The sequence below is a fragment of the Streptomyces sp. M-16 genome (assembly GCF_052114405.1).
Taxonomy (GTDB): Bacteria; Actinomycetota; Actinomycetes; order Streptomycetales; family Streptomycetaceae; genus Streptomyces.
The window spans coordinates 1-18,932 of the sequence record NZ_JBFRER010000141.1 but is presented as its reverse complement, the minus strand read 5'-3'; the positions used below and the strand labels follow the sequence as shown (position 1 = coordinate 18,932).

Genomic DNA, 18,932 nt, shown 5'->3' with positions numbered 1-18,932 from the left:
GTACGGGCCGGACCGGCCCGGGCGCTGCCCGGGCGCCGGGCGGTGGCCGGGGCGCTGCCGGGAGGCCCGGGGCCGGCCGGCGGGGCGCCGGGCGGGGGCGCGGCGGAGTCCGGGGTGCGGCGCTTCCTCGCCCGGTCCCGGTCACCGGTCGGCGCCGATCCCCGGGAGATCGAGCGGCAGCTGCCCTTCGCGGCGGATCTGCTGGCCGCCTGTCTGGCAGCGGGTGCGGGCCCCGTGGAGGCGGCCGAGGTGGTGGGGGAGTCGCTCGGCGGACCGGTGGGCGAGCGGCTGGCGCTCGCGGGCGCGGAGCTGCGCCTCGGCGGCGAACCGGGCGCCGCGTGGGGGAGGTTGGCGCGGATACCGGGGGCCCGGGGGCTCGCGGAGTGCCTGGAGCGGGCCGCGCGTACCGGGGCGCCGGCCGCCGAGCCGGTCTCCCGGCTGGCCGCGGGGCTCCGCGCGGACCGCTCCCGCCGGGCGATGGCCGGGGCGCAGCGGGCGGCGGTGCTCGTCACCGCGCCGGTGGGGCTGTGTTTCCTCCCCGCCTTCCTCGCGATCGGGGTGGCTCCGGTGGTGATCGGAATGGCCTCGGGACTGCTGTCGGGAAAGTGAGAGAACCACACGGATCACAAGCTGAAATCACATCAAGAACGTAATCACACAGGAGGTTGTCATGAGGATCATCTGGTTTCGGGTGCGGGCGGCGCTGAGCGGCCGTTCGGGTGACGCGGGAATGTCGACTTCGGAATACGCCATGGGCACGATCGCGGCGTGTGCGTTCGCCGCCGTTCTGTACAAGGTGGTGACGAGTGACGTGGTCTCGGCGGCCCTTCAGTCGACCATCGGGAAGGCGCTCGATGCGCCCTTCTGAGGGAAATCGGGAGGGAATCGGGGACCGCGGATATGTGACGGCCGAGGCGGCTCTGATCATTCCGGCGCTGGTGTTGTTCGCGGCGTTGCTGGTGTGGGCGCTGATGGCGGCGGCCGCGCAGATCCGGTGCGTGGACGCCGCGCGGGCCGGGGCCAGGGCGGCGGGCCGGTCGGAGCCGCTGGACGTGGCGGTGGCGGCGGCCCGGGCGGCCGCCCCGCCCGGGGCGCGGGTGGAGCTGGAGCGGTCGGGGGACCTGTGGCGGGTCACGGTGGCCGCCCCGGCGCCGGGCCCGGTGGGGCTGCCGGTGCGGCTGGGTGCGGTGGCGGTGGCGCTGGCGGAGGACAGCGTGGGGGCGCCGCCGTGAGCCGGGACCGGGGTTCGGCGACGGTGTGGGCCGCGGTGGTGGCCACGGCCCTGGTGGCGGTGTTCGGGGGTGTGCTGCTGCTCGGCCAGGCGGTGGTGGCCCGCCACCGGGCGGGGGCGGCCGCGGATCTGGCGGCGCTCGCGGCGGCCGTGACCTGGGCGCGGGGTCCGGAGGCGGCGTGTGCGGTGGCCGGGCGGGTGGCGCGGGCGCAGGGGGCGGATCTGGCGGTGTGCCGGGTCGGGGGTGAGGTGGCCGAAGTCACCGCCCGGGTCCGAGCGGGGCCGTTCGCCCCGGGGGTCGCGGCTCGCGCGGGGCCGGGGCCCGTGCCCGTGCCGGTGCCGTTGCCCGTGGAGGGCTGAGCCGGGTGCCGTTGCCGCCGCGCGGAGCCCTCCCCGCCCCGCGCGGCCGCTGCGCGCGGTCCCTTCCCGCCCCGCCCTTCCTCCGTTCCCCGGGGCTCCGCCCCGGACCCGGCGCCTCAAGCGCCGGCGGGGCTGACGGTCTGCGGCTCGGCCCCGGGTCCCGGGCGCTGAGCGCGATGGGGGTGAAGGCCTGGGGCCCTGCTTCGGGCCCCGAGTGTCGGCGGGAGCGAAGGGCTGGGGCCCTGCTTCGGGCCCCGAGTGTCGGCGGGAGCGAAGGGCTGGGGCCCTGCTTCGGGCCCCGAGTGTCGGCGGGAGCGAAGGGCTGGGGCCCTGCCTCCGGCCCCGGGTGCCGGCGGGGGTGAGGGTCTGGGGCCCTGGCTCCGGCCCCGGGTGCCCGAGCCGGTTCGGGCGGATGCGGGGGCCGGGGGTTCCGGTCGCTGCCCCGGGCCCCGGGTGCGGGCGGGGCTGGGGTTTCCCCGGGGCCTGCGCCTCCAGTGGCGGCGGGGGTTCGGCGTCTCGGGGCTTCGGCCGGGGTTTCAGGTGGTGGCTGGGGGGTGGGTGGGGTCGGTGGTGGGGTTCTGGGAGAGGAGGCGGGTGAGGAGGCGGATGGCGCCGCGTTTGTGGAGGGGGTCGTTGCCGTTGCCGCACTTGGGGGACTGGATGCACGAGGGGCAGCCGGCCTCGCACTCGCAGGCGGCGATGGCGTCCCGGGTGGCCGTCAGCCAGGCGCGGGCCGTGTGGAAGCCCCGCTCTGCGAAGCCGGCGCCGCCGGGGTGGCCGTCGTAGACGAACACGGTCGGGAGGAGGGTGTCGGGATGCAGCGGGACGGAGACCCCGCCGATGTCCCAGCGGTCGCAGGTGGCGAACAGCGGGAGCAGGCCGATGGAGGCGTGCTCGGCGGCGTGCAGGGCGCCGCCGAGGATCTCCGGGTTGATCCGGGCCTCGTCGAGCTGGTCCTCGGTGACCGTCCACCAGACCGCCCGGGTGCGCAGGGTGCGCGGGGGCAGGTCCAGCTTGGCCTCGCCGAGGACCTCGCCGGTGATCAGTTTGCGGCGCAGGTAGGAGACGACCTGGTTGGTGACCTCGACGGAGCCGAAGCAGAGCCGGGCCGGGCCCCAGGGGATCTCGGTCTCGGTCTCCAGGACGGAGATGGAGGTGGTGTCCCGGGCCGTGGTGGAGAACGGCGGGGAGGCCTCCTCGACCAGGGCCACCGAGTCCTCCAGGTCCAGGCGCTTGACCAGGTAGGTGCGGCCCTGGTGGAGGTGGACGGCGCCGTCGTGGACGGCGGTGTGGGAGGCGGACTCGTCCACGGTGCCCAGCAGCCGCCCGGTCGAAGCCTCCACGATCTGCACGGGCCGGCCCCCGCCTCCGCGGATGTCGGTGAGGTCGGAGGCCCGTTCCCGCCGGGTCCAGTGCCAGGCGGTGGCCCGGCGGCGCAGCAGTTTCGCCGCCTCCAGCTGGGGGAGGAGCTCGCGCGCCGCGGGTCCGAAGAGATCCAGGTCCGGTTCGGTCAGGGGGATCTCGGCGGCGGCCGCGCACAGGTGCGGGGCCAGGACGTACGGGTTGTCGGGATCGAGGACGGTGGCCTCCACCGGACGGCGGAAGAGGGCCTCGGGGTGGTGGACCAGGTAGGTGTCCAGGGGGTCATCCCGGGCGATCAGCACGGCCAGGGCGCCCTGCCCCGAGCGCCCGGCCCGGCCCGCCTGCTGCCACAGGGAGGCCCGCGTGCCCGGGTACCCGGCGATCAGGACGGCGTCGAGGCCGGAGACGTCCACACCCAGCTCCAGCGCCGTCGTGGCGGCCAGGCCGAGTAGCTCCCCGGAGTGCAGGGCCCGCTCCAGGGCCCGCCGCTCCTCGGGCAGGTAGCCGCCCCGGTAGGCCGCGACCCGCCGGGGCAGGGACCGGTCCACTTCGGCGAGCCGCTCCTGGGCGATCACGGAGATCAGCTCGGCGCCGCGCCGGGAGCGCACGAAGGCCACCGTGCGGACGCCCTGGACGACCAGGTCGGTCAGCAGGTCGGCGGTCTCCGCGGTCGCCGTACGGCGTACGGGGGCGCCCTTCTCGCCCCTGAGGTCGGTCAGGGGCGGCTCCCACAGGGCGAAGACCACCTCACCGCGCGGTGAGGCGTCGTCGGTGACCTCGGTGACCGGCACGCCGGTCAGCCGGGACGCTGCGGCCGCCGGATCGCTCGCGGTGGCGGAGGCCAGCAGGAAGACCGGCTCGGAGCCGTAGCGGGCGCACAGGCGGCGCAGCCGCCGCAGGACCTGGGCGACGTGGGAGCCGAATACCCCCCGGTAGGTGTGGCACTCGTCGATGACCACGTAGCGCAGGGCCTTCAGGAAGGAGGACCAGCGGGGGTGGGAGGGCAGGATGCCCCGGTGCAGCATGTCGGGGTTGGTCAGCACGTAGTTCGCGTACTGGCGCACCCACTCGCGTTCCTCGAAGGGGGTGTCCCCGTCGTACACGGCGGGCCGTACGGCGTTCCCGAGCGGTGCGGACAGTTCCCGCACGGCCCGGCGCTGGTCGGCGGCCAGAGCCTTGGTCGGGGCCAGGTAGAGGGCGGTCGCACCCCGGCCGTTGGGTGCCTCGGCGCCGTCCGCGAGGGCGGAGAGCACGGGCGCCAGGTAGGCCAGGGACTTGCCCGAGGCGGTTCCGGTGGCGACGACCACGGATTCCCCGTCCAGGGCGTGCTCGGCGGCCGCTGCCTGGTGTTCCCACGGATGTTCGATCCCGGCGGCCCGGATGGCGGCCACGACATCCGTTCGGATGCGGTCGGGCCAGACCGCATGACGACCCGCCCGAGGGGGCAAGTGCTCCGTATGGGTGATGCGCGCAGCTCGGGAAGGCCCCCTTGAGAGACGGTCCAGGACCGTGCCGGGGGTGGGTCGTGGGTCCGCCGCGGCCGTGGCCGGACCGGGGCGGTGAGTGTTGGCCATTGGAACCGAGTGTGTCACCGGCGTGCGGGACAATGGAGCCAAGGCGTCGTGCGCGCCTGCCGGTAAGTGATTGAATGCCATCGCGGCAGCCGATCCCTCCCCTACCTTCGGGTGGGGTAGGCCCCTGGGGGGCGCCGCTCGATAGCAAGGTGCTGGAGGATCCGTGGACCTGTCCCTGTCGACTCGCACTGTCGGCGACCGCACGGTCGTAGAGGTCGGTGGCGAGATTGATGTGTATACCGCGCCCAAGCTGCGCGAGCAGTTGGTGGAGTTGGTGAACGACGGCAGCTACCACTTGGTTGTCGACATGGAGCGAGTGGACTTCCTCGACTCCACCGGCCTCGGTGTGCTCGTGGGAGGCCTCAAGCGCGTGCGCGCGCACGAGGGCTCGCTGCGTCTGGTCTGCAACCAGGAGCGCATCCTGAAGATCTTCCGGATCACCGGTCTGACCAAGGTGTTCCCGATCCACACCACGGTGGAAGACGCCGTCAACGCCACCGACTGACGGCTCCCGGCCAGTGCCGCCCCGGCGGCACGGGAGCCGACGAGGAGCGGGGGTACCGGACCTCGGGTGGTCCGGGCCCCTGTCAAGGCACGCCCGTAGTCCGAGGGGGATGCAATGGCCACCGTTGAACTGCGCTTCAGCGCCCAGCCCGAACACGTCCGGACGGCCCGCCTGGTCGCGGCCGCCGTGGCGCGCCGGGCGGGTGTGGAGGAAGCCGTCCTCGACGAGGTTCGCCTCGCCGTGGGCGAGGCGTGCTCCCGTGCCGTCGGACTGCACCGCAGCAGCGGGCTGACCGCGCCCGTCCGGGTGGTCCTGACCGAGGAGGAGAAGTCGTTCTCCATCGAGGTCGGTGACGACGTGCCCGGGCCGGCCGGCGGTTCTTCCGTGTCCGGGATCGCCGCGGCCCTCGACCCCGACACCGACGGGGAGGACGAGATGGGCCTCGCCGTGATCAGCGGGCTCGTCGACGACGTCTCGGTCACCACCGGGGAGGGCGGCGGAACGATTCGGATGAGCTGGCCCGTCTCCGGGGGGTCGGACCTCCCGTAGCCCCGCTGGACCCGCCGCGCACGCGGTCCGTCGTATCTTCCGATCTTTATCAAGGCCCTGCTGAGCAGGGCCTTTTTCATTTCTCCGGGAAATCATCCCGATCATCCGCAGTGTGCTGATCGCCTGTCAATGCCTTTGTCCCATTACTTCTTTCGGGGGTAAAGGAGTGGCGTGATCTATTGCTGAGGAGCAAGAGCAGGCCAATTCCGTTTCACGCCCACTGTTTTGATCCGGGTGCGCTCCCTACAATCCGTCCACATCTTGAGCTCATCACGTCAAGGAGGACGAATGACGGGGCTCTTCACCCCTATCGCGCCGGATCGCTTCAATGATCTGGCAGCCGCAGTACTCACCGATGACAATCGGCTCATCGTGTTCGTCATCGCGGGCGTCGCACTGGCCGCGCTGGTCGTCGCGCAGATCCTGGTCCGCCAGGTCCTCGCCGCCGACGAGGGCACGGACAGCATGAAGAAGATCGCCGCGGCGGTGCAGGAAGGCGCCAACGCCTATCTCGGCCGCCAGCTGCGCACCCTCGGCGTCTTCGCCGTCGTGGTGTTCTTCCTGCTCTTCCTGCTCCCCGCCGACGACTGGACGCAGCGGGCGGGACGTTCCGCCTTCTTCCTCGTCGGCGCGCTCTTCTCGGCCGCCACCGGCTACATCGGCATGCGCCTCGCGGTCCGCGCCAACGTGCGCGTCGCGGCCGCCGCCCGGGAGGCCACCCCGGCCGAGGGCGAGCCCGCCAAGGACCTCACCGAGGTGGCCCACAAGGCCATGAAGATCGCCTTCCGTACGGGCGGTGTCGTCGGGATGTTCACCGTCGGCCTCGGCCTGCTCGGCGCCTCCTGCGTCGTCCTGGTCTACGCCGCCGACGCCCCCAAGGTCCTGGAGGGTTTCGGCCTCGGCGCCGCGCTCATCGCGATGTTCATGCGCGTGGGCGGCGGCATCTTCACGAAGGCCGCCGACGTCGGCGCCGACCTGGTCGGCAAGGTCGAGCAGGGCATTCCGGAGGACGATCCGCGCAATGCCGCGACCATCGCCGACAACGTGGGCGACAACGTCGGCGACTGCGCGGGGATGGCGGCCGACCTCTTCGAGTCCTACGCCGTCACCCTCGTGGCCGCGCTGATCCTCGGCAAGGCCGCCTTCGGCGACCTCGGCCTGGCCTTCCCGCTGATCGTGCCCGCCATCGGCGTCGTCACCGCGATGATCGGCATCTTCGCGGTCGCGCCCCGGCGCTCGGACCGCAGCGGCATGACCGCGATCAACCGCGGCTTCTTCATCTCCGCCGTGATCTCCCTGGTACTGGTCGGGATCGCCGTCTACGCGTACCTCCCGGCCACCTACAAGGAGCTTGTCGGCGTCGAGGACGCCGCCATCTCCGGCCACTCCGGGGACCCGCGCGTGCTGGCGGTCGTCGCCGTCGCCATCGGCATCGTCCTCGCGGCCCTGATCCAGCAGCTGACCGGCTACTTCACCGAGACCAACCGCCGTCCCGTCCGGGACATCGGCAAGTCCTCGCTGACCGGACCCGCCACCGTGGTCCTCGCCGGCATCTCCGTCGGCCTGGAGTCCGCCGTCTACACGGCGCTCCTCATCGGCCTCGGCGTCTACGGGGCCTTCCTGCTCGGCGGCACCTCGATCATGCTGGCGCTCTTCGCGGTGGCCCTGGCCGGCACCGGTCTGCTGACGACCGTCGGCGTCATCGTCGCCATGGACACCTTCGGGCCGGTCTCCGACAACGCCCAGGGCATCGCCGAGATGTCCGGCGACGTCGAGGGCGCGGGCGCCCAGGTGCTCACCGACCTCGACGCGGTCGGCAACACCACCAAGGCCATCACCAAGGGCATCGCCATCGCCACCGCCGTGCTCGCCGCGGCCGCGCTCTTCGGCTCGTACAACGACGCGATCGCCACGGCGGTCAAGTCGGTCGGCGCCAAGGCGGGCGAGATGAACCTCAGCCTGGACATCGCCCAGCCCAACAACCTGGTCGGCCTGATCCTCGGTGCGGCCGTCGTGTTCCTGTTCTCGGGCCTGGCCATCAACGCCGTCTCCCGCTCCGCGGGCGCCGTCGTCTACGAGGTGCGCCGCCAGTTCCGCGAGCACCCCGGGATCATGGACTACACCGAGAAGCCCGAGTACGGCCGCGTCGTGGACATCTGCACCAAGGACGCGCTGCGCGAACTCGCCACGCCCGGCCTGCTCGCCGTCCTCACTCCGATCGCCGTCGGCTTCTCGCTCGGCGTCGGTGCGCTCGGCTCGTTCCTCGCGGGCGCCATCGGCACCGGCACCCTGATGGCGGTCTTCCTCGCCAACTCCGGTGGCGCGTGGGACAACGCGAAGAAGCTCGTCGAGGACGGCCACCACGGGGGCAAGGGCAGCGAGGCCCACGCCGCGGTCGTCATCGGCGACACCGTCGGCGACCCGTTCAAGGACACCGCGGGCCCGGCCATCAACCCGCTGCTCAAGGTCATGAACCTGGTGGCGCTGCTGATCGCCCCGGCTGTCGTCCAGTTCAGCTACGGCGAGGACACCAGCGCGACCGTGCGGGCCGTGGTCGCGGCCCTCGCCATCGCGGTGATCGTCGGCGCGGTCTACGTGTCCAAGCGCCGCGGCATCGCCGTCGGCGACGACGGCGACGGCGGGGCCGCCGAAAGGGTGGCCCAGCCGGCCGATCCGGCGGTGGTTTCCTGACCCTGCGGACGCTCCGAGCGCGTCGGCACCGGCCCCCGGGCCGGACCCGGCTCGACGATGCGCCCGAACGGCGGACGGGCGGCGCGGACTGACGCGCCGTCTGTCCGCCTTTGTGCGTACCCGGATGGAGGGCGTGTATCTTCCGGCCGAGAGCCTTCGAAGGGACCAATCCGGTGAACAAGAAGCTTGCGGCCGCGGTGTCCGGCGGTGCGGTACTGATGCTCGTCCTGTCCGGCTGTGGCGGTGGGGACGACGGCGACAAGAAGGCCGACGCCTGGGCCAAGAAGGTCTGCGACAAGTGGGAGCCAGAGCTCACCAAGATCAAGACCACCAATGACGAGCTGAAGCGGGTGGCCAGCCAGAGCAGCAAGCCCGAAGAGGTCCAGAAGACCGACTCGGCCGCGTTCCAGACGCTGTCCGAGGCCTACAAGACCATGGGCGGCGCGCTCACGGCCGCGGGCGAGGCGCCGGTCAAGGACGGCGCCACCACCCAGCAGGCCGTGGTGAAGAGCTACGGGGAGATCTCCAAGGGCTACACCGATCTCAAGACGAAGATCGACGCGCTCGACCCGAAGGACCAGGCGAAGTTCGCGGACGGCCTCCAGCAGGTCGCCGGCGGTCTCACCGAGGTCGCGGCCAACGAGACGGCGAGCAAGGAGAAGCTCAACTCGACCGGCCTCAAGGTGATCTACACCCAGAAGGGCTGCCAGGTCAGCGCCCCCAAGTAGCCGAGCGTGTACCGTCCGCCCCGCCAGCGCGCGGCGGGCGGTACGCCGAGGCTCGCACGGATCCGCGGCCCCAGCGGCCACAATGGACGCGTGAGTACCACCAGCCTCCCCACGCCCGATCGGGCCGCCGCCCTCCGCACCGCCCTGCTCGCCGCGGGCTTCACCGCCGACGGGCTGCTCGACCTGCTCGGCGCCCCGGCCTACGCCGCGCTCGCCCGCAGCGAGACGGTCCCCGCCCTGCGCGCCGCGCGCAGCCACGGCGACAGTCCCCTCGCGAGCCTGGTCCGGCTGTTCCTCCTGCAGAGCCCGGTGCCGTACGCGCACGCCGCGGCCGCGCTGCCCGTCGAGGACGCGCTCGCCGACGGCTGGCTGCGCCGGGAGGAAGCCGCCGACGGCGAGGACACCGTCCGCGCCACCGTCGACGTCCGCCCGTACGGGGGCCCGGACGGCGAGGACTGGTTCATCGTCTCGGACCTCGGCTGCGCCGTCGGCGGGGCCGGCGGCATCGGCAGCCACGAGGAGGGGGTGGTCCTCGGCGTGGGCGGGGCCTCCACCACCCTGGCCGGGATCACCGTCCGCGTCCCCGTCGGATCGGCCCTCGACCTGGGCACCGGCTCGGGCATCCAGGCGCTGCACGCCGCCCAGCACGCCACCCGGGTCACCGCCACCGACGTCAACCCGCGCGCGCTGGAGTTCACCCGTCTGACGCTCGCGCTGTCCGGGGCGCCGGAGGCGGAGCTGCTCGCCGGATCCCTGTTCGAGCCCGTCGGCGAGGCCACGTACGACCTGATCGTGTCCAACCCGCCCTTCGTGATCTCGCCCGGCGCCCGGCTCACCTACCGCGACGGCGGGATGGGCGGTGACGACCTCTGCCGGACCCTGGTCCAGCAGGCCGGCGCCCACCTCAACCCGGGCGGGTACGCGCAGTTCCTCGGGAACTGGCAGCACGTGGAGGGCGAGGACTGGCACGACCGGGTCCGCTCCTGGGTGCCGCGCGGCTGCGACGCCTGGATCGTGCAGCGGGACGTGCAGGACGTGACGCAGTACGCGGAGCTGTGGCTGCGCGACGGGGGCGACCACCGCACCGACCCGGCCGAGTACGCGCGGCGCTACGAGGACTGGCTGGACGAGTTCGAGGCGCGCAAGACCAAGGCCGTCGGCTTCGGGTGGATCACCCTGCGCCGCACCGCGGCCGCCGAGCCCTCGATCGTGGTCGAGGAGTGGCCGCACTCGGTGGAGCAGTCGCTCGGCGACGCCGTCGTGGCCCACTTCGCCCGCCAGGACTACCTGCGCGAGCACGACGACGCGGCCCTGCTGGCGGGGTACTTCCAGCTCACCGAGGAGGTCGTCCAGGAGCAGGTCGGCGCGCCCGGGGCGGAGGACCCGGAGCACGTGGTGCTCCGGCAGCACCGCGGCATGCGCCGCGCCACCAAGGTCGACACGGTCGGGGCGGGCTTCGCCGGAGTGTGCGACGGGTCACTCAGTGCGGGCCGGATCCTGGACGCGATCGCCCAGCTGGTGGAGGAGGATCCGGTCGTCCTGCGGGACCGGACGCCGGAGGCGATCCGGATGCTGGTCGAGCAGGGTTTCCTGGATCCCGTGCCGGGGCCGGCCGCCGGCTAGCGGGGCCCGCGCGGTCCTCCGTCGCCGTGATGTAACCCGGGGTTCGCCTGCTGTCTCCCCACGGCTGGCAGGCTCCCGGGCAACGGGATCCGGGGGGATTCCCGAGCGGCCCGAGGGGAAAAGGGGAACGGCATGGAACGCGGTCCGGCGATCTTCGCAGCGGCCGTGTTCCTGCTGTTCGGGGCCGCTCTGCTGGCCTGGACCGGGGCGCGCGCACTGCGTCGCGCGCCGGTGGCCGAGGGAGTGCGCCCCGTCGTGGCCGTACCGTTGGCACTGCTGTCCGGAGCGGTGTCCCTGGCCCTCGGGGTCTGGTGCCTCCAGCGCTTCTGAGGCGGCGTCCCGCGATGATCTCCGCGGGGGTGTGAAACCCGACGTCGCGGCGGGTCGGGGGGCGGGGCCAGACGGCCCTCCGGCCACCCTGCGCGGTGATCGGTAGGGGGCGGCCGACGCATCCGGGCGGCAGAAACGGCACTTGTCGGGTTACCGTTCGAGTGGCCGTTGCGGGCTTGTGCCGTTTGACACGGGTGCGGGTTGTACCGTCACACTCCGCAGCGTCGCCGTACCGCGACCGAGTGCCGACCGGAGAGAAGAGCCAAGTTGTCCCCGACTAGCGAGACCGCAAAGGGCGGCCGCCGACTCGTCATCGTCGAGTCCCCTGCCAAGGCGAAGACGATCAAGGGCTACCTCGGCCCCGGATACGTCGTCGAGGCGAGCGTCGGGCACATTCGCGACCTCCCCAACGGCGCGGCCGAGGTCCCCGACAAGTACACCGGCGAGGTCCGCCGCCTCGGCGTGGACGTCGAGCACGACTTCCAGCCGATCTACGTCGTCAACGCGGACAAGAAGGCGCAGGTCAGGAAGCTCAAGGACCTGCTGGCCGAGTCCGACGAACTTTTCCTCGCCACCGATGAGGACCGCGAGGGCGAAGCCATCGCGTGGCACCTGCAGGAAGTCCTCAAGCCCAAGGTCCCCGTCCACCGGATGGTCTTCCACGAGATCACCAAGGACGCGATCCGCGACGCCGTCGCCAACCCGCGCGAGCTCAACCAGCGCATGGTCGACGCCCAGGAGACCCGCCGCATCCTCGACCGCCTCTACGGCTACGAGGTCTCGCCGGTCCTGTGGAAGAAGGTCATGCCGAAGCTGTCGGCGGGCCGCGTGCAGTCGGTGGCCACCCGTCTCGTCGTCGAGCGGGAGCGCGAGCGCATCGCCTTCCGCTCCGCCGAGTACTGGGACCTGACCGCCACCTTCGCCACCGGCCGCGCCGGTGACGCCTCCGACCCCTCGACGCTGGTCGCCCGCCTGAACGCGGTGGACGGCAAGCGCGTGGCGCAGGGCCGCGACTTCGGCTCGAACGGCCGGCTCAAGAGCGAGGTGCTGCACCTCGACGAGGCGAACGCCCGGGCGCTCGCCGTCGCGCTGGCGGACACCGCCTTCGCCGTCCGGTCGGTCGAGTCGAAGCCGTACCGCCGCTCCCCGTACGCCCCGTTCCGTACGACGACGCTCCAGCAGGAGGCCTCGCGCAAGCTGGGCTTCGGCGCGAAGGCGACGATGCAGGTGGCGCAGAAGCTGTACGAGAACGGCTTCATCACCTACATGCGTACGGACTCCACCACGCTCTCCGACACCGCGGTGTCGGCGGCGCGGGCGCAGGTCACCCAGCTCTACGGGGCCGACTACCTGCCGGAGAAGCCGCGCGTCTACGCCGGCAAGGTCAAGAACGCGCAGGAGGCGCACGAGGCGATCCGTCCCTCGGGTGATCGTTTCCGCACCCCGGCCGAGACGGGTCTGAGCGGCGACCAGTTCCGCCTGTACGAGCTCATCTGGAAGCGGACCGTCGCCTCCCAGATGAAGGACGCGACCGGCAACTCCGTCACCGTCAAGATCGGCGGCCGGGCCGCCGACGGACGCGACGCCGAGTTCAGCGCCTCCGGCAAGACGATCACCTTCCACGGCTTCATGAAGGCCTACGTCGAGGGCGCCGACGACCCGAACGCCGAGCTCGACGACCGCGAGAAGCGGCTGCCGCAGGTCGCCGAGGGCGACGCGCTGACGGCCGAGGAGATCACGGCCGACGGCCACTCGACCAAGCCGCCGGCCCGCTACACCGAGGCCTCGCTGGTCAAGGAGCTGGAAGAGCGCGAGATCGGCCGCCCGTCGACGTACGCGTCGATCATCGGCACGATCCTCGACCGCGGCTACGTCTTCAAGAAGGGCACGGCACTCGTCCCGTCCTTCCTGTCGTTCGCCGTCGTGAACCTCCTGGAGACGCACTTCGGGCGGCTCGTCGACTACGACTTCACCGCGAAGATGGAGGACGACCTCGACCGCATCGCGCGGGGCGAGRCCCAGTCCGTGCCGTGGCTGAAGCGGTTCTACTTCGGCTCCGAGGAAGCCTCGGAGGTCGTGCCCGCCGACGGCGACCACCTCGGTGGCCTGAAGGAGCTGGTCACGGACCTGGGCGCGATCGACGCCCGGGAGATCTCCTCCTTCCCGGTCGGCGACGGCATCGTGCTGCGCGTGGGCCGCTACGGCCCGTACGTCGAGCGGGGCGAGAAGGACGCCGAGGGCCACCAGCGCGCCGACGTGCCCGACGACCTGGCTCCGGACGAGCTGACGGTCGAGTACGCGCAGGAGCTGTTCGCGAAGCCGAGCGGTGAATTCGAGCTGGGCGCGGACCCGGTCAGCGGGAACCAGATCGTCGCGAAGGACGGCCGCTACGGCCCCTACGTGACGGAGATCCTGCCCGAGGGCACGCCGAAGACGGGCAAGAACGCGGTCAAGCCGCGCACCGCCTCCCTCTTCAAGTCGATGTCCCTCGACACGGTCACCCTCGACGAGGCCCTGAAGCTGATGTCGCTGCCGCGCGTGGTCGGCGCGGACGCGGAGGGCGTGGAGATCACGGCGCAGAACGGCCGCTACGGCCCGTACCTGAAGAAGGGCACGGACTCGCGGTCGCTGGAGACCGAGGACCAGCTCTTCTCCATCACCGTGGACGAGGCGCTCGCCATCTACGCGCAGCCCAAGCAGCGGGGCCGGGCCGCGGCCAAGCCCCCGCTGAAGGAACTGGGCACGGACCCGGTGAGCGAGAAGCCGGTGGTCGTCAAGGACGGCCGCTTCGGGCCCTACGTGACGGACGGCGAGACGAACGCGACGCTGCGGCGGGACGACGACGTCGAGACCATCACCCCGGAGCGCGGCTACGAGCTCCTCGCGGAGAAGCGGGCGAAGGCCCCGGCGAAGAAGACCGCGAAGAAGGCCGTGAAGAAGGCGCCCGCCAAGAAGGCACCGGCGAAGAAGGCGACGGCGACGAAGGCCGCCGCGGCGAAGAAGACGACGACGGCGAAGAAGACCACCGCCGCCGCGAAGAAGACGACGGCCGCCGCGAAGAAGGCGGCGGCGGCTCCGGCGCCGTCCGACGACTAGCCGGTACGGCAGGGCCGTGGCAGGGCGGTGCCCTGTGACACGGCGGTGCCGCCGTGGTGCGCCCGAGGGCCCCGTGCGTCCGCGCGGGGCCCTCGGGCGCACCCGGGGAGGCGCCCCGGGTGGGTGCGGGGTCACACCCGGCCCCGTCCACAGGCCACCGCAACGGTCAAGCACAGCGGATAGGCTGGGCGGATGACGCGAGCCGAGCAGCCAACGGTCGTGACCGCCTCCGAGAACCCCACCTACGACGAAGCCCTAGCCGCGGATTCCCGCGAGCGAGCGGTGCGCGCCCTGCTGCGCACCCCCGGGCTCCGCCGGCTGTGGAGCGCCCAACTGGTGAGCGGCATCGGCGACGCCCTGGCCCTGTTGGTCCTGGTGCTGCTGACCCTCCAGGCGGCCGTCACGGCCGGCGCGGACGGCCCGTTCGGCGGCGGCTACCGGGGCGCGGCCTTCGCCGTCGCCGCCGTGTTCGCCGTGCGGATCCTCGCCACCGTCCTGTTCGGCGCGGTCCTGCTCGGGCCGCTGTCGCAGCTGATGGCCCCCGCGGGCAGGCTCGACCGCCGCTGGACGATGGCCGGGGCCGACGGGCTGCGGATCGGGCTGTTCGTCGTCGCCCCGCTGTGGCTCGACTGGATCCCGGCCCACGCCACCACCGCGCTGCTCGCCACCGTCTTCGTCTCCGGCGCCGCCGAGCGCGTGTGGACCCTGGCCAAGGAGAGCGCCGCGCCCGCGCTGCTCCCCGCGCCGCCGCCGGAGGGGGCGACCGTACGGCCGCTCCCCGACCACCTCGACGCGCTGCGGCGCCTCACGCTGCGCACGGCGTTCGCGGCGCTGCCCGCCGCTGCCGCCGCGCTGCTCGCCGCGACCCTGGTCGGGCGGGCGCTGGGCCTCGGCGTGGACTGGTTCGCCGCGAACCCGTCGGCGCTGGGCTCGTACGTGGCCGCCGGCCTGTTCGCCGCGTCCGTCTCGCTGCTGCTGCCGCTGGCGCTGCCCGCCGTGAAGACCCCGAGGCCGCGCTCCCCGCTGGAGGGGCTGCGGGCCCCCCGGGTGGGCGAGCGGCCCGAGAAGGGGCGTACGGGCTCGATCCGGCTGTTCGTCCTGGCCTGTGCCGCCGTTGCCGCCGCCGTGGCCGGTGCCGCCTCCGTGGCCGTGCTGCACGCCTTCGACCTGGGCGGCGGCCCGTCCGCGTACGCCCTGCTGGTGCTCGCCCTCGTCGGCGGAACCGGCCTGGGCATCCGCGCGACCCAGGCCGACAAGGTGCTGCCCGGACTGTCCCGGCGCCGGCTGCTGGCCCTGGCGATCGCGGTGGCCGGGCTCGCGCTGCTGCTGAGCGGGCTGGTCCCGGACACGGCGACCGTGGTGTTCCTGGCGCTGCTCGCGGGCACCGCCGCGGGCGTCGCGGCCAATGCCGGGCACACCCTGCTGGACCAGGAGACCGAGGAGTTCCGCCGGGCCCGGGTCACCGCGCACCTGCAGGCCGTCGTCCGGGTCGCCGTGGCGGTCGGCGCCGTCGGCGCCCCGCTGCTGGCCGCCGCGATCGGACCGCACCGGCTGACCGGCGGCGAGGTCGTCTTCTCGCACGGCGGCGCGGCCTTCACCCTGATGCTGCTCGGCGCGCTGCTGCTGCCCGTCGCCGTGGTGGTGCTGGCCAAGGCCGACGACCGCGGAGGGGTACCGCTGCGGCGCGACCTGCGCGAGGCGCTGCGCGGCGGCGAGCCGCAGCAGGCCCCGTCGGCGACCGGGTTCTTCATCGCCCTGGAGGGCGGCGACGGAGCCGGGAAGTCCACCCAGGTGGAGGCCCTGGCCGACTGGATACGGGGCAAGGGCCACGAGGTCGTCGTGACGCGCGAACCGGGTGCCACCCCGGTCGGCAAGCGGCTCCGCTCGATCCTCCTCGACATCTCGTCCGCCGGGCTGTCCAACCGCGCCGAGGCGCTGCTGTACGCCGCCGACCGCGCCGAGCACGTGGACACGGTGGTCCGGCCCGCCCTGGAGCGGGGCGCGGTGGTCATCTCCGACCGCTACATCGACTCCTCGGTCGCCTACCAGGGCGCCGGCCGGGACCTTTCCCCGACCGAGATCGCCCGGATCTCCCGCTGGGCCACCGACGGCCTGGTCCCGAACCTGACCGTGCTGCTCGACGTGTCCCCGGAGACCGCCCGGGAGCGGTTCACGGAGGCGCCGGACCGGCTGGAGTCGGAGCCGACGGAGTTCCACCAGCGGGTACGGGCCGGGTTCCTGACCCTCGCCGCGTCCGACCCCGGGCGCTACCTCGTCGTCGACGCCGGACAGGACCCGGGCTCGGTGACCACCGTCGTACGCCACCGCCTGGACCGGATGCTGCCGCTCTCGGAGGCCGAGGTCGCGGCGCAGATCGAGGCCCGGCGGCTCGCGGAGGAGGAGGCCCGGCGCAAGGCCGAGGAAGAGGCCGCCCGCAAGGCGGAGGAAGCCCGGCTGAAGGCCGAGGAGGAGGCCCGCCTGGCCCGGGAGGCCGAGGAGGCCAGGATCAAGGCCGAGGCGGAGGCCGCCGAGGCGCGCCGGCTCGCCGAGGAGGAAGCCGCCCGCAAGGCGGAGGAAGAGCGGCTGCGCGCCGCCGAGGAGGCGCGCGCCCGCGCCGAGGCCGAGCGGCTGCGCGCCGAGGCCGAGGAGAAGGCCCGCGCCGCCGAGCAGGAGCGGCTCCGGCTGGAGGAGGCCGAGGCGGCCCGGCTGCGCGCGGAGGCGGAGGCACGGCGGCTGGAGAAGCAGCGCCGCGCCGAGGAGGCGCTGCTGCGGGCCGAGGAGGCGCGCCGGCTGGCGGAGGCCTCGGCGGCCGCCGCGGCGGCGGCTTCGGCGGCCGCGGCCGCTTCGTCCGCATCCACCGCTTCGTCTGCTTCATCCGCTTCGTCCGCGTCGACCGCCGCGCAGGCGGCGCCGGCCGCCGGCCCGGGACGGAAGGTCCCGATGCGCAAGGAGCCTCACCCGAACGACGCCGTCACCGTCGAGACCCCGCGGATCAAGCGGGCCCTGCGGCCCGACGACATCACCGAGACCGTCCCGGTCCCCAAGATCGACCCGGCGGCGGACGAGACGGCCGTGCTGCCGTCCGTACGCCCCGACGGGCCGGCGGGTGGTCCGGACGCCCGGGGCGCGTCGGCGCGTACGGCGCCGCCCTCCGCACCGGCCACCCGGCCGACGGTCCGTCACTCGCAGGAGAGCCCGGCCGACCGGGTTCCGCCCGGCATCTTCCGGGACTCCGGGAACGACGTGACCCGTGAGCTCCCGGTCGTCGGGGACGACGGCCGGCCGCGCCGGGCCCCGTCCGACTGGGCCGAGGCCACTCCGATGGACGACCTGCCGACCCTGGCCGACGAGCTGCTGGGGCCGCGCGGGGACGAGGAGGACGGCGAGGACGGCCGACGCGGCGGGGGCGGCCCGCGCCGCCGCTGATCCGGGACTGTCGGTGGCGCACGCCACAATGTGATCGGGACGCGCGGGACAGCCGGGCGAGGGACAGAGCAGGACGGCACGGCGCCGGGCGTGAGTGCGCGGGCGGCGTAGGGAAAGGCGGTGGGCGGGATGCCCGTGTGGGACGACCTGGTGGGGCAGGAGCGCGTGCAGACGCAGCTGGCCGCCGCCGCGCGGGACGCCGACGCGCTCGTCACCGCCGCCTCGGACGGGGCCCCGCCGCCGCCCTCGTCCAAGATGACCCACGCCTGGCTGTTCACCGGCCCGCCCGGCTCCGGCCGGGCCACCGCCGCCCGCGCCTTCGCGGCGGCGCTCCAGTGCGTCAGCCCCGACCGGGCGCTCGGCGGCGAGCCCGGCTGCGGGTTCTGCGACGGCTGCCACACCACCATGGTCGGCACCCACGCCGACGTGGAGATCGTCCGTACCGACCTGCTGTCCATCGGCGTGAAGGAGACCCGGGACCTGGTGCGCCGGGCCCAGCTCTCCCCGGCCGTGGGGCGCTGGCAGGTCATCGTCCTGGAAGACGCCGACCGGCTCACCGAAGGCGCCGGGAACGTCCTGCTGAAGGCGGTGGAGGAGCCCGCTCCGCGAACGGTGTGGCTGCTGTGCGCGCCCTCGCTGGAGGACGTGCTGCCCACCATCCGCTCCCGCTGCCGGCACCTGACCCTGGGCACCCCCTCGGTCGCGGCCGTCGCCGACCTGCTGGTGCGCAGGGACGGGGTCGAGCCCGCCGCCGCCGCCAACGCCGCCCGCGCGACCCAGGGCCACATCGACCGGGCGCGGCGGCTCGCCACCGACGAGTCCGCCCGGACGCGCAGGGCCACCGTGCTCAAGCTGCCGCTGCGGGTGGACGACGTGGGCGGCTGCCTCAAGGCCGCGCAGGAGCTGGTCGACGCCGCCGGTGAGGACGCCAAGCAGAGGGCGGAGGAGGTCGACGTCAAGGAGACCGAGGAGCTGCGGGCCGCCCTCGGCGCCGGAGCGGGCGCGGGCGGCCGCATGCCCCGGGGCACGGCCGGTGTGATGAAGGAGCTCGAAGACCGCCAGAAGCGCCGCCGCACCCGTACCCAGCGCGACAGCCTCGACCTGGCCCTGACCGAGCTCACGGGCTTCTACCGGGACGTCCTGGCCCTGCAGCTCGGCTCGAACCTGGCCATCGCCAACGAGGACGTACGGCCGGACCTCGACCGGGTCGCGCGGGCCTCGGGCCCCGAGCGCACCCTGCGGCGCATCGAGGCGATCATCGCCTGCCGCCAGGCCCTCGACCGGAACGTGGCGCCCCTGCTCGCGGTCGAGGCGATGACGATGTCACTGCGCGCGGGCTGACCGTTCCCCGCTCCCCGCTCCCCGCTCCCCGTTTCTCCCTTCACCCGTCCGAGCGATCCGGGGGCCCCGCGCGTGACGGGTCCGGCACGGGCGTGGCGGCGGGGCCGCCCCCGGTC

General features: G+C 73.7%; 14 protein-coding genes. 13 read left to right on the top strand and 1 reads right to left on the bottom strand.

Annotated features, from left to right (window positions below):
* The 4 genes from AB4039_RS37175 to AB4039_RS37160 all read left to right on the top strand — a co-directional run.
* Positions 1–609, top strand: a 609-nt coding sequence (locus AB4039_RS37175; protein WP_442272824.1) for a type II secretion system F family protein, incomplete at its 5' end; no start/stop codon positions are given.
* A gap of 61 nt (positions 610–670) precedes the next feature.
* On the top strand, positions 671–868 hold the full coding sequence (locus AB4039_RS37170; protein WP_030228542.1) for a DUF4244 domain-containing protein: 198 nt from the start codon (positions 671–673) through the stop codon (positions 866–868).
* Positions 855–1,232 (top strand): TadE family type IV pilus minor pilin, encoded by a 378-nt coding sequence (locus tag AB4039_RS37165; protein ID WP_266839961.1) that lies wholly within the window; start codon positions 855–857, stop codon positions 1,230–1,232. The genes AB4039_RS37170 and AB4039_RS37165 overlap by 14 nt, the downstream gene beginning before the upstream one ends.
* On the top strand, positions 1,229–1,591 hold the full coding sequence (locus tag AB4039_RS37160) for an Rv3654c family TadE-like protein (protein WP_442272823.1): 363 nt from the start codon (positions 1,229–1,231) through the stop codon (positions 1,589–1,591). Before AB4039_RS37165 ends, AB4039_RS37160 begins: the two co-directional genes overlap by 4 nt.
* A 536-nt stretch (positions 1,592–2,127) precedes the next feature.
* Here AB4039_RS37160 and AB4039_RS37155 read toward each other — a convergent pair.
* Positions 2,128–4,608, bottom strand: a complete 2,481-nt coding sequence (locus AB4039_RS37155; RefSeq protein WP_442272822.1) for a DEAD/DEAH box helicase — start codon at positions 4,606–4,608, stop codon at positions 2,128–2,130.
* 82 nt (positions 4,609–4,690) lie between these two features.
* Between AB4039_RS37155 and bldG the strand changes: the two genes are divergently transcribed.
* From bldG to AB4039_RS37110, 9 genes are all read left to right on the top strand, one after another.
* A complete protein-coding gene (bldG, locus tag AB4039_RS37150) occupies positions 4,691–5,032 on the top strand; it encodes an anti-sigma factor antagonist BldG (protein WP_008743037.1) in 342 nt (113 codons plus the stop codon).
* Between the two features lie 114 nt (positions 5,033–5,146).
* Positions 5,147–5,581, top strand: a complete 435-nt coding sequence (locus AB4039_RS37145) for an ATP-binding protein (protein WP_266839956.1) — start codon at positions 5,147–5,149, stop codon at positions 5,579–5,581.
* Positions 5,582–5,869: 288 nt separating this feature from the next.
* Positions 5,870–8,272, top strand: a complete 2,403-nt coding sequence (locus AB4039_RS37140) for a sodium-translocating pyrophosphatase (protein WP_266839955.1) — start codon at positions 5,870–5,872, stop codon at positions 8,270–8,272.
* Positions 8,273–8,445: 173 nt separating this feature from the next.
* Entirely contained in the window at positions 8,446–9,000 is a 555-nt protein-coding gene (locus AB4039_RS37135) for a small secreted protein (RefSeq protein WP_266839953.1), read from the top strand.
* A 90-nt stretch (positions 9,001–9,090) separates the two neighbouring features.
* On the top strand, positions 9,091–10,623 hold the full coding sequence (locus tag AB4039_RS37130) for a DUF7059 domain-containing protein (protein ID WP_442272821.1): 1,533 nt from the start codon (positions 9,091–9,093) through the stop codon (positions 10,621–10,623).
* 132 nt (positions 10,624–10,755) lie between these two features.
* Positions 10,756–10,953, top strand: coding sequence for a hypothetical protein (locus tag AB4039_RS37125; RefSeq protein WP_266839950.1), 198 nt, complete (start codon positions 10,756–10,758; stop codon positions 10,951–10,953).
* A 267-nt stretch (positions 10,954–11,220) separates the two neighbouring features.
* Positions 11,221–14,049, top strand: coding sequence for a type I DNA topoisomerase (topA, locus tag AB4039_RS37120; RefSeq protein WP_442272820.1), 2,829 nt, complete (start codon positions 11,221–11,223; stop codon positions 14,047–14,049).
* A 192-nt stretch (positions 14,050–14,241) separates the two neighbouring features.
* Positions 14,242–17,475 (top strand): dTMP kinase, encoded by a 3,234-nt coding sequence (gene tmk / locus AB4039_RS37115; RefSeq protein ID WP_442272819.1) that lies wholly within the window; start codon positions 14,242–14,244, stop codon positions 17,473–17,475.
* Positions 17,476–17,604: 129 nt separating this feature from the next.
* A complete protein-coding gene (locus AB4039_RS37110; protein WP_266841733.1) occupies positions 17,605–18,816 on the top strand; it encodes a DNA polymerase III subunit delta' in 1,212 nt (403 codons plus the stop codon).
* The last annotated feature ends 116 nt before the right edge of the window (positions 18,817–18,932 follow it).